The sequence below is a fragment of the Nitrosomonas ureae genome, assembly GCF_001455205.1.
Classification (GTDB): Bacteria; Pseudomonadota; Gammaproteobacteria; order Burkholderiales; family Nitrosomonadaceae; genus Nitrosomonas; species Nitrosomonas ureae.
Window position 1 is genome coordinate 799737 of record NZ_CP013341.1, and the last position, 15796, is coordinate 815532.

The following is a 15796-nucleotide window of genomic DNA, read 5'->3' on the forward strand; positions in this document are numbered from 1 at the left end:
ATCCTTACTATCAGTTCATAGTGAGATCGACAATACCATCACACCTTGAAATTAGACACCGATGCTTTCAGTTCGGATGCAAAACCAGTAATCTGTTTAATCGATCCGGTGGTTTTCAGGGTTCCCTGGGTATTCTGACGGGTAATATGAAGAATTTCTTCCATATTGGCAACCACCTTGTGTGCTGCCCGAGTTTGCGTATTAGTCACATCAAAAATATTCGCTACTAATTGAGCGAGCTGCCTGGATACTCGTTCGATTTCCTCCAGGGCCCGTCCGGCTGCATCCGAGCGCTTTGCGCCTTTTGCCACACCCAGCGTGCTTCGCTCCATCGCAGCGATGGCATCCTGAGTATCGCCTTGAATGGTGACAATCAATTCACCGATTTGCTTGCTGGCCTCCGCCGAACGCTCGGCAAGACGCTGCACTTCCTGGGCTATCACGGTGAATCCATGCCCCGCTTCGCCGGCAGCAGTCGCTTGCAATGCTGCATTCAAAGCCAGAACATTGGTTTGGTCCGTGATATCGGTGATCAACGCGACAATCTCGCCAATTTCCTGTGAACTCTCACCCAGGCGCTTGATCCGCTTCGAAGTATCCTGGATATAGGTGCGGATTTCATTCATCCCGATAATCGATTCACGCACCGCCGATGCCCCCTTCTCCGCTGTTGCCAGCGATTGTTTCGCCACTCTGGCAGACTCAGTGGCCATATCCGATATTTCGCTGATCGATTCCGTCATACTTAAAACTGCAATCGTTGTTTGTTCGATTTTTTCCGTTTGATGTTGCGCCGCGGTCAATAAACCGGATGAAACCTGTTGCGCCTGATTGGATGCTCTCACCACTAGCGCGCTAGCCTGATTAACCTGCTCCACCAGGGTATGCAATTCCTCAATGGTACAATTGATGGCATCGGCAATGGCGCCGGTTGTGTGATGGGTGATGTCGGTGCGAACCGTCAAATCGCCATCGGCAATTCTTTTCATATCATCCAGTAAAGTCACAATAGCCTTTTGTGTTCTGGCCACTTCGTTGCGGCTGGCCAAATCTTGATAGCGCGCATTCTGACGCACTATCCGGATAAAAAAGATCAAGGCAAGCGACGCACAGGCACCGAGTATTATCATCAGTGTATTTAACCACGAAATCGTATGCATGGTTTGCGCTCGAATCTCATCGCCCAGCACGCGTGCACTGTCCAACATCACATCGCTCTTGCTTACCATCTCATCTATTGCCGACTGCACCGTCGCTGCAGCAGAAATCTCTTTCTGGATAACATGCAAGTGGTCGTCGAATTTTCTTACCTGGGCATAAACATGCGAAAGTAGATCCTGGATCATCTCATCCCGGCTGGAAGCTATGCCCAAGCCGTTATCGCCTTGACTTAACGCGTGCATGATCGCCGAAATATGGGCATGATCCTGCACCAATTGCGCGCTAACTTCCGCCAGTGACAATTCCATTGGCAATAGCGTTCTAACATTTCTTGCCACGTTGCGTGCATGCATCCTTATGACCTCGAGTGTGCGAATTTCATGCGACAGATTGCCAATTTGCGCCATGCGGCTGATTAATTCCTCACTGCGCCGGTTAAGTTGACTATGCGCAATGTGGATTGCCCGGATACTGCTAATGAGCTGTAACAGTGATTCTTGCTGACTAAGAATCAGATGGATATTTCCTTCCTCAATTTGCCAGTTTCCAAGATACGCATCCAAGCTCGGCGACAATGCGTCCTCAACAGCGGAAATAGTCGTGCCATGATACGAACCACCTTGCGATAACAGCCTGATATATCGATTCAGTTGATTCCGGCTATCGTGCAATTGTGCAAAAGCTGATACATTACCGATGATTATTTGCTGAGCCGCATTTGATGAGCGTAAATGCTGCAATTGCAACTGTGAAACAAATTCGGGCTGCACCCCATTGTTTCTGGCCTGCAGCACACTCATTATCAGTGTAATCAGCAGCAATATAGTAAAAAACATCACGACGAGACCGAGTATCCAGCTGTGGTTGAGTAAGGAGATTTTTTTCGGAACATTTTTTTTTTGTCGGCAGCGATATAACCGGTAGCTTCTTTCCTATCGCAACCAGACTGGTGGTTAATTCAAATTTAGAAAAATTGTTTTCCATTGTTTTCTCCGGCTCTAAGTTCAGCTTGCCCGAATCTTCAGGCACATTGGCGGCAAATACATTCGGTATTGCCACTCTCAGCTACTAGCTTAACCGCGGGGGCAGGTAATCAAAAACAGAATAAGGCCTGGGAAATGGTGTCTTTTAGAAGTTGAATCGGTATAGCAATTCAATTATTTTGGATTCTCCTGCCATATTTCATAGAGAAGTGAATGACAGAAATAGAGTTCAGGATTATTAAGGGTGGTGATTAAATCCCATGTACGTTGAGTGTATCGTCACTAGAGAATCCAGTTTATACGGCAAGCAATCACTAAATTTCAAGTTTTAGTTTTTCATTTTGCACCTCGCCTTGATATTCTCCATTCCCGTTGCGGCGCAAGACGTACATAGTCGGCCCTGAAAAATTCCCGTCAATCGCTATCTCGGATCAGTAGCCTCAAAAAACGGAGTGTTAATAAAGACAAAATCAAGCAATTTGATCTTTCTCCATCATAGAATTTGTAAAGCCAGCAGTTTTCACCGCGGAAAGAAGAACCAAAAAATGACCAGTAGCTATTTCTCAGATTCCACTCTGCAACAGCCATCAACAGATTGAGCAATCACCGATGGCGCCTTTCAGGTAATTTCTGGCCATTCGGTAATCCGATTTCAGTTGACCGATAATGGGCTCAATCGCCGCACACTTCCTACACTGCAATGACATAATAAGATCTCATAGATCACCACAGTGCAAATACATATTCGTAGAATTGACAACACAACACAAATCTACTTGAAATACCTTATTCGTCCACAGATCGCTTTAAATTTTTCTCAAAGCTGGTGAAGTCACTATTGAGATCAACAAAAATTGGATCGGCAGGATAACTTAGCAACCAAACTATTTTTTAGCATCTCATAGGCTATTTTTATTACTCAACATTAAATACGTCACTATTGGCACGTGCCACCATCCATCCGGATCGTAGCGGTTGTAACATTATTAGCCACAACCTGTTTAGGGCATGCGATGCCAACAGGCACAATCTGAATTGTCCAAGTATCTGGATTTAAATTAGAAAATGTGACAGCAGTATTGCAGGCTGGTGACGAGCTGGATGAAATGCCAGAAAAACTGAAAAGTTGGTTCTGAGATGCGCCGCTTGTCGAGCTAATTCTTACAGTTCCATTTCCTTTACATTCATATCCAGAAGCAGCACTGGCGCCAAATCCTATATTGACCACAAGAATACCAGTTGTGGAAGGCTTAATGGGAACAGTAGTCCCAGGCCAAACACAACCTCCCAAAACTAAAAAACCTAACAACCCAAGGCTTGCAACGGTGGATCTGATAAACAACAGGAAATTACCAAAATTTATAATTTTCATTGCCATAACTCCAGTTATAAAGATTCAATAAAGCACTCCACCGCAAGCGGCGGGGTATTAACTGCACTCTTCAGCTTGCTGTTTTTCAACTAACCTTAGCGTACCACAAGAGGTAGTGAGTTGAGTCCGCAGAGATTATTATTTAAGACTACCGGCTCCTTGGACGAAATTCACTACACTCCCTTTATTACCCATTATTTCAACAGTATGGCTAACAATTGAGGAAGCTCCACCATAATTCACGCAAGCAGGAGTGGGGTTTCCGGAGGTAGCAATCGGTCCTCTTTTGACGCGTAATCTAAATCCCCCTTCATATACACAAATATAACGCGATGGCGGGTTTATTCCTACTATAGCATCAAGCGTTTCCCAATCACTAGAAACAAGCAGGTGAGTCATTGGAATTTCACTATTACGTCCCTCGTTAAAAGGAGATTCAAATCCTATCGGTCTTGGCGGAGGGCTTTTACAACCCATGACTATGAGCACCGCCACAAGAAAAGGGAAAGAAATAAATTTCTTCATTACCAGCACCCACAATCAGGCGTGGGAGGAACCGGCTTTTCCTTGCCGATTTCATATATCGTTATTTGGCATATAAGTTTATGAAACCATCCACCTCCAAAATGCACACGTACTCTACAGTTATTCGGATTCCCTGGATCAGCCCAACCGAGTTGTTTACCATTGTATTCCCCATCTGCAGAACACCAGCCATCTCCACCCAATTTTGTTACCATAAATCGGCTACGCTCATATCCCGGAGCACAATCTCCTCCTATCTCTGGTTCTACACTAAATCCACACGCCCCACAACTCTCAACATGAGGAGTAACTGAATGAAGTTTCTCAACTTCCCTAGCTGGTTGAGGTACAGGACCTGGACATATCTTTCTGATGATATGAAAACTTTTGGTTTGCCCATCATGGTTTATAATTATTCTACGATTTTCTTTACCACAGAAGATTGGATCTGTTAAATTAACAGTCATCAAGTATTCGGTTGGGTATGCCACAGCTCGACCTAATGGTTCTTGGCCCCCATCATGCTCTAGAAATACTTTCATGTTTGTTTCTTTTAGATTAAAACCATAATATTGCATACTTCTATCTGTACCTATCGTAGCAACGGGTGGAATTGGATTACAAAAATATGGGGCAGGTTCTTGTATAGGCTTTTTCGTTACTTTGGCTAGTAAATTTTCAAGATCCTGCTTCACTCGCATGCGTACAAAATCAGCACCACATTTGGCTTCTACACCGACAGAAGCAGGGATTTGTTGCACTAAACGAGAAACATCATTTGAAATAATATCCTTACCATCAAGAACAAGCTGCTGCTCAAGTTCTTTTAGTGTTGCCTGCCAATCCGCCGATTCTCCACTTAGTCGAGTAATAGCATTTTCTAACTGAGTAGTTACTTGACCTGTGGTATTAGCTACAGTGCCTTGAAAATCCTCTAAAGTTTTGCAGCCTTGTAAAGAAACTGCTATTAGGAAGATACCGATAACATAAGCAACTAAATATTTCACTCTTTTCGTAAAATAGATATCCATTTATCATTTCCCCTTATATTTTGTTAATTTTATTGACTGTACTTCCTATACAGATTCAGCCACTGACCAAAGCTTTCGGGTAATAAGTTAAAGTAATGTAAAACCAATAGCTGTGTTGACCGTATCCTTCACAACATTGAGCGCTGCATTGATTGCAGCTTCAGCGGTAAGAATACCCAGTCCTTCAAGCGTCAAGAAAACCGTGCGTGTGGCGTTTTTTTGTATTTCAAGATGAAGCGCTGCTTGCTCTTCATTGATCTTTCCCGAGATTCTTAATGCCTCGATCATGACCAGTGTTTGAGCAAGCTTCTTGGCTTCGGCCTCGCCATAATCCTTAACATCAGGCCATTTTTCTGCGAGGACGCCTTTAATGGCGCTGAGAATGTCTTTACCTAATTGGGCTGCATCGAGACTCATGATTTCTCCTTCAGATTAGAATTCAAATTGGATTATTCATCGCGACGTTTCGCGATCTCTAGCTTAAGAATTGCTGTAAAGATAGTGTTAAATTGCACCCGTAAGGGTGCAATTTCATTCTTAGATAGGCACGCAATCTTGTGGAGACTCTCGAGATTCTCCAAGCTTTTCGATAGCAATGTCGTTTGATCTACTGTGATTTCATTTTTTGGGATAGCGGCGGCACGAACAGCAATAGCACTCACATCGACCTTTGCCTCTTCATAAAACTTCTTTTGATTTTCATATTTGCATTCTGGCAAATCCTCTATAACTTCAAGACCAACCAAATGCATTTCTGTTTTTTTGTGTAATGCAGTTATAGCTTTATCAGTAGTTTCGTCATAACTGCTTATAAGCTTCACTGTGCAACCTGACACGATTAAGGCAATCACCAGGAAAGTGACACCATAGACTGACACACGAGCATTGGAAACTTGATAGAAATATTTCATTTTTTATCCCCTTATTGAGATTCAGCTCATTTCTCTTAGATCACAGCGTACACCTATAAATAAGAAACCCAAATAAATCCTCACTGCAAAGGCAGCAAATGCACAGCAGTCGTACTGTGGGACGAATGATCCGAATAAGGCTTTACCTCCGTAGCAGGAATCCTGGCAAGAACATCATTACCGCCTGAATCGACATATTTTTTTACGCTAACCAATGAGTTTGCCACGCCACTTTTCTTGAACATGTTTTCGATAAAAGTCGGAACATTCTTCAATGAAACCAGGCTGCCATAACGCGCCAGCGTTTTGTCCTGACCATACGGATAAAAACGCCAGAAGCCACGCAGTTCTAGAAGATCATTATTGAACGTAGTATCCAGAGTCCAAAAGAAATTAAGATCAGAGTTATCAAAAGTATGATTGACGCGGTAGCTAAAGGCCAAGAAAGCGACTTTGACCTTGAACTCGATGGTGTCCTGTTGAGGATTCTTGGCAATCACCTTGATCGCTTTGATCTCTTTGAGATATTTAATCTGATCTTCGGTACGATAGAGCAGATTCCAAGTCTGTTCAGGAGTTTGATTAAAGATTACGGCAGCCTCAATCAACCCGGAGTGTTGTGATGTGGATAAATCCGTAACGGTAAAAACAATCTCACCATTGGTTAGTTGTTGTGTTTGTGAAGCATCCAGACCTTTGCGGCCATCGTAACCAAAATCAGGTGCAGTGGCAAAACACAGATTGGAAGCTAAGCCAAGCATGCAAAAAAGACCGATAGTTTTTCTCACCATATCCCCCATTTTGCCTAAGATATTGGATTGTTACCTACTTTGTAACAATCCAATAGAACAGATACCTAAGTAACTTACATGAATACCCAAAATGCAGCAAATCTTTATTGTGCAATTGCACACCAATCAACAGGCAATAGTTGGAAAATACCCCTTAAAAAGATATTCATTGGAATGGTATAAGCAACAACTACCCTGTCTTTCTAATGGATGTTTCAAAGTTATTGAATGAATTTGTCGTAAATTCTCAATTATTGTAAGACATTCCAATGAATTGACTTTATACTCAAAATTATGAATGAATAGATTTTCGTTGATTTCCAAAGAGGTGCGCGCGATGACCACAACACCGGATCCTACTCAGGAAGCTGCTCCCAAAAAACAGTATAATCAGCTTGGTGCTCATCGCGCCATGGTGCTATGGTTGTTCCCAGCGACGTTTTTTGTCATGCTTGGCCTGGGCGCGGTATTTATTTTTACCGACCCAACCTTAAACATGACTGAAAACGTCCGCGGGCCTTCCGATGAGTCCCCATCGTCAGTTCTCCTGTTTGTCGCGATATCTGGCGCCCTTGGGGGGTTCGTTAGCTGTCTGCGTCGACTGTATGCATTCGATGATATTTTCCCGCACCATCGATACGCACCCCGTAGCTCCAATTTTTATTTAGCTGCCTATTCAGCCATTCCACCCTTAGTTGGGATCATTTCAGCCGCAGTGATCTACGGTATGTTTGCAAGCGGGTTAATTACGGGTGAGCTGTTTCCCAAATTCGCTTGCGCACAAGCAGGAAATGACTGCAAAACCTTGCCTGATTTTTTGGGATATTGGAGACCCGAAGGAGCTCAAGATTATGCGAAAGCAATGGTATGGGGATTTATTTCCGGCTTCTCCGAACGCTTCTTTGTAGATACCCTCAATCAGTTTGGAGGTAAGGGGGCGACAGTACCGGGAAGTAATGGTAAATAGATACCCGAGGAAGGCCAATAAGTCATTATTTCTTATGGGCTCTCTTACTAAAAATTAATCAGAAAAACACTTAAAACTTTGTGTCATTTTAGTATAAAAAAGCTCGACCCCTTCACTCAAGGTACCATAATAAATTTGTACTTCAAACTTGAATCCGCCATTACGCATTCCGAGAACAAGCGGCGAACCAACGCGATACATCTATTGCTCATCTGCAGGTTCTCAAGATGTATGGCTCTTGTGAAACATCTGCTATGAAAAGATAGCGAGCAGTCTCGTCAACGTATGATGATGTAAATCTACTAAGTAGCATCAGCTCCACCTTCTTCATCAGAATCGTACAATAATATACTCATGGCATTGCTATAGACAATATGATTGTTAGCAGTCAACGCTCCTGTTGTCGCAATGCGAAGAATACGGAATTCTCAATCTGTAAATAACCCTAATGATTCTCACATTTAAAGTATCGGGAAGTCCAGCAATCCATAAATCATGGATGACTTAGCCTTGCCCCTATCCTGTTGGACATACTAACGATCATAGCCTACGGATACCCACAAACTTCGATTGACAGAGTGCAAGTGTCGCTTTGACAAGATAGTTGCATTTTAGAAATTTTTGGATGACACTAATTTCACTATAAACTTATGTGGGATATTTACCTATGTTTTATACTACCAAACGTTTTTTTCTGACCATTCTTGGAGATATAAAAATATTTAGAGGAGCACTATTCATTGTCTATCACCCTACTGGTTACAAAATAAAGGGGTGGCATACTCGTAAAATTATGAATGCAGTTATGCCGGGCGATGTAGTTATGCGCTCTTACGTCAATTACTTAGATGGTTATTTAATTCCCGTAGGCGAAAGCAAATGTAGCCATAGTGGTCTCTATATAGGCGATGGCAAGATTGTGCATTCGATAGCAGAAGGTTCAACTTTGGATGATATTATTGATTTCTGCCGCGCTGATAGAATTATTATACTTCGACCTAGCAGTGGTCAAGAATGGGCACTAGAACACGCAAAAAAATGTATTAATGACAATATTGAATATGACTTCGAGTTTAAACCAGACTCTGGAAAATATTATTGCCACGAATTTACGGCTTCTTGTTATCCACATTTAAACATAAAGTCACTGAGTAGGAGAATTCTGGGTTTTATTAATTCGCCTGAAGCATATCTAGCGGATTCTTTTTACACGAGCAATGAATTTACCAAGATATATTCGTCAGATGATGAACAAATAACTTGAGAATGCATATATTCTTATCGTGATAAAATACCATTCTGGCACATTGCGCTGAGAATGTTACTCAGCAATCTAATCAATATGACTAATTCAGCACTCCTTGACTTGAATCTCTAGGGTTTGTTGACATGTTCGCACGTCAAGTAATCTCGCAATCAACTGCGGGGCTATAGAACCGTCACTCACCTCTCCGCTCGTAATTTCAAATTCAACCAGAAAAACCGCAACCATAACCACCCGGTGAATCTTTGTAGTATTCCATCCAGCATCCAAATGCCTCAGGCAAGTCTCTCCACGGACAACCAGCTCATTCGATACAACATACTTTCAACTGGCATGCGCAGATTACACTTGTTATAAATCGCTTCTTAAAGCTGATCTTCTCTAGCTTCGACCAGAATTCATCAGTGAAACTGAGGCATCTCAAACTCGTTTTTTTGGTGGTGTGAGAACCTCAATATTACGAGTTTGTTTCTATCTATTAAATACTTACCTTGAAACGTCAACAGACCCTAAGCGAGAAATAGTTTATACGCCGGATTTCTAGTTTCGTCCCAATAACGATAGCCCAATTGATCCAGAAAAGTCTTGAAGTCGGTTTTTTCTTCGGGAGGTACCTGAATGCCGATCAGCACGCGGCCATAGTCGGCGCCATGATTACGGTAATGGAACAAGCTGATGTTCCAGTTATGGCTCATGCTGTTCAGGAAATTCATCAATGCGCCGGGACGATCGGGAAACTCGAAACGATATAGAATCTCGTTCTTCACTTCGCGCGCGCGCCCTCCGACCAGATGCCGGATATGCAGTTTGGCCATTTCATTGGCGCTCAGATCTTCGGTCGCCAGACCGCTTTGCTTCAATTCATCGATCAGCTTCCGAGTTTCCTCTTGGTTGCGTACCGATACGCCGACAAAAATATGTGCCACTTTCGGATCGGCATAACGGTAATTAAACTCGGTAATACTTTTGGCTCCGAGCAAATTACAGAACTTCTTGAAACTGCCAGGTTGTTCCGGAATCGTCACTGACATCACCGCTTCACGCTGCTCACCAATTTCCGCGCGCTCGGAAATATGCCGCAAACGGTCAAAATTCATATTGGCGCCGGATGCGATCGCCACCATGGTTTTATGCGTAATTTTTTCACGTGCAGTGTAGGCTTTGATACCGGCAATCGACAGCGCTCCGGATGGTTCCATAATCGTGCGCGTATCTTCAAATACATCCTTGATCGCCGCGCAGATGGCGTCGGTATCAACCAGTATCACTTCGTCAACCAATTCGCGGCATAAGCGAAAGGTTTCCTTCCCCACATGCCTTACCGCCACGCCATCTGCAAATAACCCTACCTGTGCCAGCTTGACACGACGACCACTCTGCAATGAACGGTACATGGCATCGGCATCCACCGGCTCAACGCCGATGATTTTGATTTTTGGATACAAGCGTTTCACATACGCAGCAATTCCGGCGATCAAACCACCACCACCAATCGGCACAAAAATGGCATGAATCACGCCAGTATGCTGGCGCAGAATTTCCATACCGATCGTTCCCTGCCCGGCAATGACATCCGGGTCATCGTAAGGGTGAACAAATGTGGCTTGCTCCACTTTTGCCAGCTGCACGGCATGGTCATACGCATCATTATAAGAATCACCATGTAATGCCACTACGGCGCCTAACGCCATGACCGCATGCACTTTGATTTGCGGCGTCGTTACCGGCATCACGATGGTTGCAGAACAGTTGAGCTTCTTTGCAGCTAATGCCACCCCCTGCGCGTGATTACCGGCGGAAGCGGCAATCACGCCGCGATTGCGCACTGCAGGCGATAGTTTGATCATCTTGTTATACGCGCCGCGCAACTTAAAAGAAAAAACCTGCTGTAGATCCTCCCGCTTCAACAATACCTGATTATGGAGGCGTGCGGATAAATTGGCGACAAGCTCCAGCGGACTTTCGATCGCCACATCATAAACCTGTGCGGTCAGTATTCTTTCAAGGTAGTTGTTTTTCATGACGGGAAGTGGATAAATTCGGATACTATTTTAATCCGGAACGGGGAAAGGGATTTTATCACGATCAAGGATGGCATAAGTTTTGTTGCTCAGCGATCCATTATTAAAAACAAAGCTACTATCTTTGGCACAGCATGGAACAGTCCTTGAAAAATTCTTTCAATGCTGTGAATAATATTATTTCAAATTCACAATAGCACATAATTGCTTTATCGAAGCCAGGTTCGATAAATCCGCTTCATTTACCAATTGTAGAATTGATTCGTACGGGACGGGGCGACTAAAAAAGTATCCTTGCTGTAAGTAGCAGTGATTTTCCAGCAAAATCCGAGCTTGCCGATCGGACTCAACGCCTTCAGCGACTATCATAAGTCCTAGATTAACGCCCAGTCCTATGATCGCCTGCGTAATGGTTAAATCGTTGATATTTTGATCCAGCGCGCGAATAAAGGACTTATCTATTTTCAGAATATCGATCGGCAATTCACGCAATAATGTCAGTGAAGAATAACCGGTACCAAAATCATCCAGTGCAATTAGAGCGCCAAGCGTTTTAATTTGCTGCAATATCACCGAGGCCCGTGCCATATCACTTACGACAGCACTCTCGGTAATTTCCAGAGTAAGTGAAGTCGCTGGCAATCCGGTTTCAGTCAAAACCCGCGAAAGCGCAGGCAAGAAATTGCCATGCAGCAGTTGATGAGGGTGCACATTAACTGATACGTGAATGGGCTTACCGATTTGAATTAGCTTATGTGCTGCGAGGCATGCGATCTTTAATACTTCTTTCCCTAGCTGTTCCATCAGTCCAATGCTTTCCGCCAATGGAATAAACTCGCTGGGTGACAAGTATCCTCGCGTCGGATGAGGCCAACGAACCAGCGCTTCCATGCGCACGATGTTTTGTTGATAAACATCAACAATAGGTTGATACAGCACTTGTAAATGACCACTATTTAGAGCGATGCGCAACTCTTTCTCAAGTTTAAGCCTATCACGCGTCCAAGCAACGGAAGATTCCATTGAATAAAAGCCGAAACTGTTCCCGCCTTCGTTTTTTATGCGATGCATGGCAGTACTTGCCCGTTCTAAAACAACTTCATTGTCATCCCCATCTTTAGAGAAAAAACTGATACCAATACTGACAGTTACAAAAACTTCCTGGCCATGCAGAAGAAATTGATGTTCAATTAAATCCAGAGTTTCCTGAGCTCTTTGCGAAGCTCTATCTTTATCATGCAAGTCACTAAATAATAGAACAAACTCATCGCCTCCCCAGCGTGCTAAAAAATTAGTATTTGAAATTATGCTGTTAAGTCGCTGTGATACCATTCTTATCAGCTCGTCACCTGCGCGATGACCTAATGCATCATTGATTTTTTTAAAATTATCCAAACTCACAAAAAATACAGCAATAATTTTTCCGTATTTCTCCGGCAGTGATGTCATTTCTTTGAATCGCGTTAGCAGCAATGCCCGGTTTGGCAAATTAGTCAATGTGTCGTAGCTTGCTTGATACGCAACTTGCTTTGTCAATTCAATGGTATCGGTAATGTCAGCCAGCGCAAATAAAAATCCCATCAATGCTTCATGTTCATCACGCAGCATACGGCGCGTAATCCGCACGGCACGTTTCTCACCACTGGAAGTTTTTAGATAGCACTGGATTGTATCGATGCCGGATATAGGTAAAGGTATTTCCGAGTCTATCAACTCATTAAAGATAACACTGTCATGAATCTTGCTAAGTTTCATAAGCTTGAGCAGCGAGACTCCCTGAGCTTGCTCGAGAGCAACCCCAAGAATTCGCTCAGCGCCTTTGTTCATATAAATAATGTGATTGTGCGCATCAGTTGTTATAACACCGTCCCCTACAGATTCCAGAGCTGCATTTGAGCCGGCCTTGGCAACAAAAAGTGACCGCATGTATTCATTAATGCGCTGCCAATTCAATAGAGGATAAATCGCTATAGTTCCCACCAGCGCTGCGCCCGGTGGAAACCAGATATGCAGAAATCGCAATACGATCCATATCGCACACAAACCACATCCTATTAATACAAGCAGTAATGGCATTGTGATGTTTCGCGAAAAAATACTGAATAGGAATAAAATAGCGAGTACCCACGCCACAGAGATCAAACTAGTCGAATAATGAGAAATCGGAAGTATCGCGCGGTTATGTAGGAGCATGGAAAGAACATTGGCATGCCATTCCACGCCGCTCATCGGTTGCCGGTTAAGCGGCGAAACAGGGGTAGCAAATCGAGTACCGATTCCGGTTGCCGTCATTCCAACCAGAATAAACTTGTTTCTTAAACTGACTAAAACTCGGTCATCCAATAGCACCTGAGCATAAGATACTTGCTGAAAGCTTCCGGTTTTTCCGACATAAGGAATCAATACCTCATGTGAACGTACCCAGCGTCCCCAAAATTTGACATGGTCATCAGAAAAGCTATTCATCGAATTTATTGTGTACTGATGAGTCGATGCAGCTAGTACAAGCGCAAATGCAGGCCATTCGGGTTCCTCGATACCGGCTGTCAAGAAAACCCGCCGGGCTATACCATCGCTATCCAGTTCGATATCAACGTGACCTAGCTGCGCATGCTGGCGGTAAATAGGAAGTGGTTCGACCAGGTAAACGTAATCTCTATTTTTATCATCAACCGGAACAACGGGGAGAATAACCCTACCATGGGATGCGATAGCCGACGCCAGGGAATGATCCGCATCAGGATCGTTGGCTTGCGGTTCCGAGAATATCAGATCAAACGCAACCGCTGGGTTGCCAATACTTTCTAATCGCTTGATTAATTCGGCATGCACACTCCTTGACCAAGGCCAACGTCCTAGCGTCTTTATGCTTTCCTCATCAATGGCAACAATAACGATATCATCATCGGGTGAATAATGTTGTATCGTAGAAATTTGATCATATATAACCGCGTCAATGCGTTCCAATACTGCAAAAAAGGACAATAATCCGACGCTTGTTATCAGCAGGATCGCACGCAAAAAAAATGTGTTGCGAAACGCGCGGTCTACCCACTGGATCATAAAAGAAGATCAATCAGCGGCGCGAACGGCAACAGCAGCCAATAGGGATTAGCGTAAGGGATGTCGATTATTTGTGGCGGCCCCCAAGGCCCTTCAAAGCCATCAGCTTCGATCGTTTTCGTACGTAAGAAGTACTGCCCTCCGTCAGGTCGTGCCACTGTTAATTGAGTTGCCGAGGTTTTCTCATCATATAAAATTTGATTAAACGCCTTGTCGAGCGCTAACTGAAAATGAAAACTCTGATCTTTGCCACCGGCTCGCCACGCAAACGTCATCCGAGTTTTATCGAATTTTGTTGCTTCCATCGCTGGCCCTGGAAAAGGCATACGGAATGACATGACATCTGTAAACGGCCCGGTGCCTTCAACCGCGGAAACCGAGGCAATACGCCAGAAATAATGTCCCGGTTGTAAGGAATCAGCCAACCGGAAGGTATTGTCCGTAATCTCCGTGTTATCAACAATAACTGTGGCGAATGCGGAATCTTGACTAATCATAATATGGTAGTGTGTTGCTTCCGGCTGAGTCGACCATTGGAATTCGCGCAAAAACGGATCAACCACACCTTCCGGTAATGGCGCAATGACAAAAGGCGGCTCCGGGCGAGCATTCAGCGTGAAGGCTATCGTGGCATCATGCCCCTCAATACCGGCAGCATCAATGCCTCGAACCCGTAACCAGTAATCACCATCCGGCATATCGCCATCACGGAAAGGCAGTCTGTTTGTAGTAAACTCAGTCCACAGGTTCTGGAAATTTTGATCACTGGCGATTTGAGCGCGATAAGTAGCGGCACCCGCAAGCGGATCCAATGTAATTACCAGGGGCAAGCGTTCATAAAGCACAGCGGTATTACTCAAATCCGGTGCGGGCAAAAGTTTTACTGGCGCGACTGGTGGCGCTCCGAGCGCTGTGATCACTCCAAAACCCGCTGAAACCGCAATTTCTTTTTTTTCACCCACAACTTGCACCAAACCAGACAATACTTCACTGCTCGTACGCTCATCATTAAGTGTTATTCCGACACGAAAATCAGTGCCTCGCACGGAACTGACGGCAGAAGGCGTTTTAATCCTAAAGCGGGTACCGATCCCTGGCTTTTCTTGTGGCACAGCATTCTCGGTTCGACCCTGTTGCAATTGGATAAGCGTATCTGCCGCTCCATAATCACCGAGTACATTCATTGTATTGATGCGAATCTGACTGTTTTCTTGCAATCTAAGTTGCGAATTATCCAAGAACTTAAGGATGACAAAAGAGTCATTCTCACTGCGAACTTCATCCCCTACGTTCAGCTGCATTCCTGTTTCAGCGGGAATCTCCGCAGCGGTGGTACGCTTTAACCATACGCGGCCGCGTACATACATCACTTGAGCGGAAACTCCGCTCGTTTGTATTTTTGACCACGCAACGGGTATCTTGATTTTTGTGCCGGGAGGTATGGCATAGGCATCGGATATTTTATTGAGTTGCTGCAAACGAGCTACATATCGCGTACTGATCAAGTGCTGCTCGGAAATATTCCAGAGATTGTCTCCTGTCTTCACAGTATAGATCCATTCATCCGCAACAACCCGTGTGGAAAACAAAAGCAAACTGATCAATAAATATATGCAGTAAGCAAATCCGAATCTTTTCAGGATCAATCGAGATTCCATTTTTCCTCCCTATTGCCAATAGCTTATTCCTAATGTTAAGGGAAAATCA

13 protein-coding genes and 2 pseudogenes are annotated in these 15796 nt (G+C 44.1%); 2 read left to right on the top strand and 13 right to left on the bottom strand.

Annotated elements, in window-relative coordinates:
- Positions 1-38: 38 nt before the first annotated feature.
- From ATY38_RS03815 to ATY38_RS03845, 9 genes and pseudogenes are all read right to left on the bottom strand, one after another.
- Positions 39-1901 (bottom strand): methyl-accepting chemotaxis protein, encoded by a 1863-nt coding sequence (locus tag ATY38_RS03815; RefSeq protein ID WP_235590382.1) that lies wholly within the window; start codon positions 1899-1901, stop codon positions 39-41.
- A complete protein-coding gene (locus ATY38_RS16395; protein ID WP_235590383.1) occupies positions 1852-2145 on the bottom strand; it encodes a hypothetical protein in 294 nt (97 codons plus the stop codon). Before ATY38_RS16395 ends, ATY38_RS03815 begins: the two co-directional genes overlap by 50 nt.
- Before the next feature lie 560 nt (positions 2146-2705).
- A pseudogene (locus tag ATY38_RS17015) lies at positions 2706-2836 on the bottom strand (IS5/IS1182 family transposase); the annotation flags it as partial.
- A 245-nt stretch (positions 2837-3081) separates the two neighbouring features.
- Positions 3082-3516, bottom strand: coding sequence for a hypothetical protein (locus ATY38_RS03820; RefSeq protein ID WP_062558134.1), 435 nt, complete (start codon positions 3514-3516; stop codon positions 3082-3084).
- Between the two features lie 138 nt (positions 3517-3654).
- Positions 3655-4041: a hypothetical protein gene (locus ATY38_RS03825; RefSeq protein WP_062558135.1), complete on the bottom strand. Its 387-nt coding sequence runs from the start codon at positions 4039-4041 to the stop codon at positions 3655-3657.
- On the bottom strand, positions 4041-5072 hold the full coding sequence (locus tag ATY38_RS03830; protein WP_062558136.1) for a hypothetical protein: 1032 nt from the start codon (positions 5070-5072) through the stop codon (positions 4041-4043). Before ATY38_RS03830 ends, ATY38_RS03825 begins: the two co-directional genes overlap by 1 nt.
- A gap of 87 nt (positions 5073-5159) precedes the next feature.
- On the bottom strand, positions 5160-5489 hold the full coding sequence (locus tag ATY38_RS03835; protein WP_062558137.1) for a hypothetical protein: 330 nt from the start codon (positions 5487-5489) through the stop codon (positions 5160-5162).
- Positions 5490-5521: 32 nt separating this feature from the next.
- A complete protein-coding gene (locus ATY38_RS03840; RefSeq protein ID WP_062558138.1) occupies positions 5522-5983 on the bottom strand; it encodes a hypothetical protein in 462 nt (153 codons plus the stop codon).
- A gap of 80 nt (positions 5984-6063) precedes the next feature.
- On the bottom strand, positions 6064-6774 hold the full coding sequence (locus ATY38_RS03845; protein ID WP_143023474.1) for a hypothetical protein: 711 nt from the start codon (positions 6772-6774) through the stop codon (positions 6064-6066).
- Between the two features lie 337 nt (positions 6775-7111).
- Between ATY38_RS03845 and ATY38_RS03850 the strand changes: the two genes are divergently transcribed.
- Positions 7112-7741 carry a hypothetical protein gene (locus tag ATY38_RS03850; RefSeq protein ID WP_143023475.1) on the top strand — a complete coding sequence of 210 codons (630 nt, stop codon included), beginning with the start codon at positions 7112-7114 and terminating at the stop codon, positions 7739-7741.
- Positions 7742-8408: 667 nt separating this feature from the next.
- Positions 8409-9005, top strand: a complete 597-nt coding sequence (locus ATY38_RS03855) for a YiiX/YebB-like N1pC/P60 family cysteine hydrolase (RefSeq protein WP_062558141.1) — start codon at positions 8409-8411, stop codon at positions 9003-9005.
- A 244-nt stretch (positions 9006-9249) separates the two neighbouring features.
- Here ATY38_RS03855 and ATY38_RS17020 read toward each other — a convergent pair.
- The 4 genes and pseudogenes from ATY38_RS17020 to ATY38_RS03875 all read right to left on the bottom strand — a co-directional run.
- Positions 9250-9429 (bottom strand): annotated as a pseudogene (locus tag ATY38_RS17020) (transposase); the annotation flags it as partial.
- A gap of 85 nt (positions 9430-9514) precedes the next feature.
- Positions 9515-11026, bottom strand: coding sequence for a threonine ammonia-lyase, biosynthetic (ilvA, locus tag ATY38_RS03865; protein WP_062558143.1), 1512 nt, complete (start codon positions 11024-11026; stop codon positions 9515-9517).
- 177 nt (positions 11027-11203) lie between these two features.
- Positions 11204-14089, bottom strand: coding sequence for an EAL domain-containing protein (locus ATY38_RS03870; RefSeq protein ID WP_062558144.1), 2886 nt, complete (start codon positions 14087-14089; stop codon positions 11204-11206).
- Positions 14086-15747 carry a FecR domain-containing protein gene (locus ATY38_RS03875; protein WP_062558145.1) on the bottom strand — a complete coding sequence of 554 codons (1662 nt, stop codon included), beginning with the start codon at positions 15745-15747 and terminating at the stop codon, positions 14086-14088. Before ATY38_RS03875 ends, ATY38_RS03870 begins: the two co-directional genes overlap by 4 nt.
- Between the last annotated feature and the right edge of the window lie 49 nt (positions 15748-15796).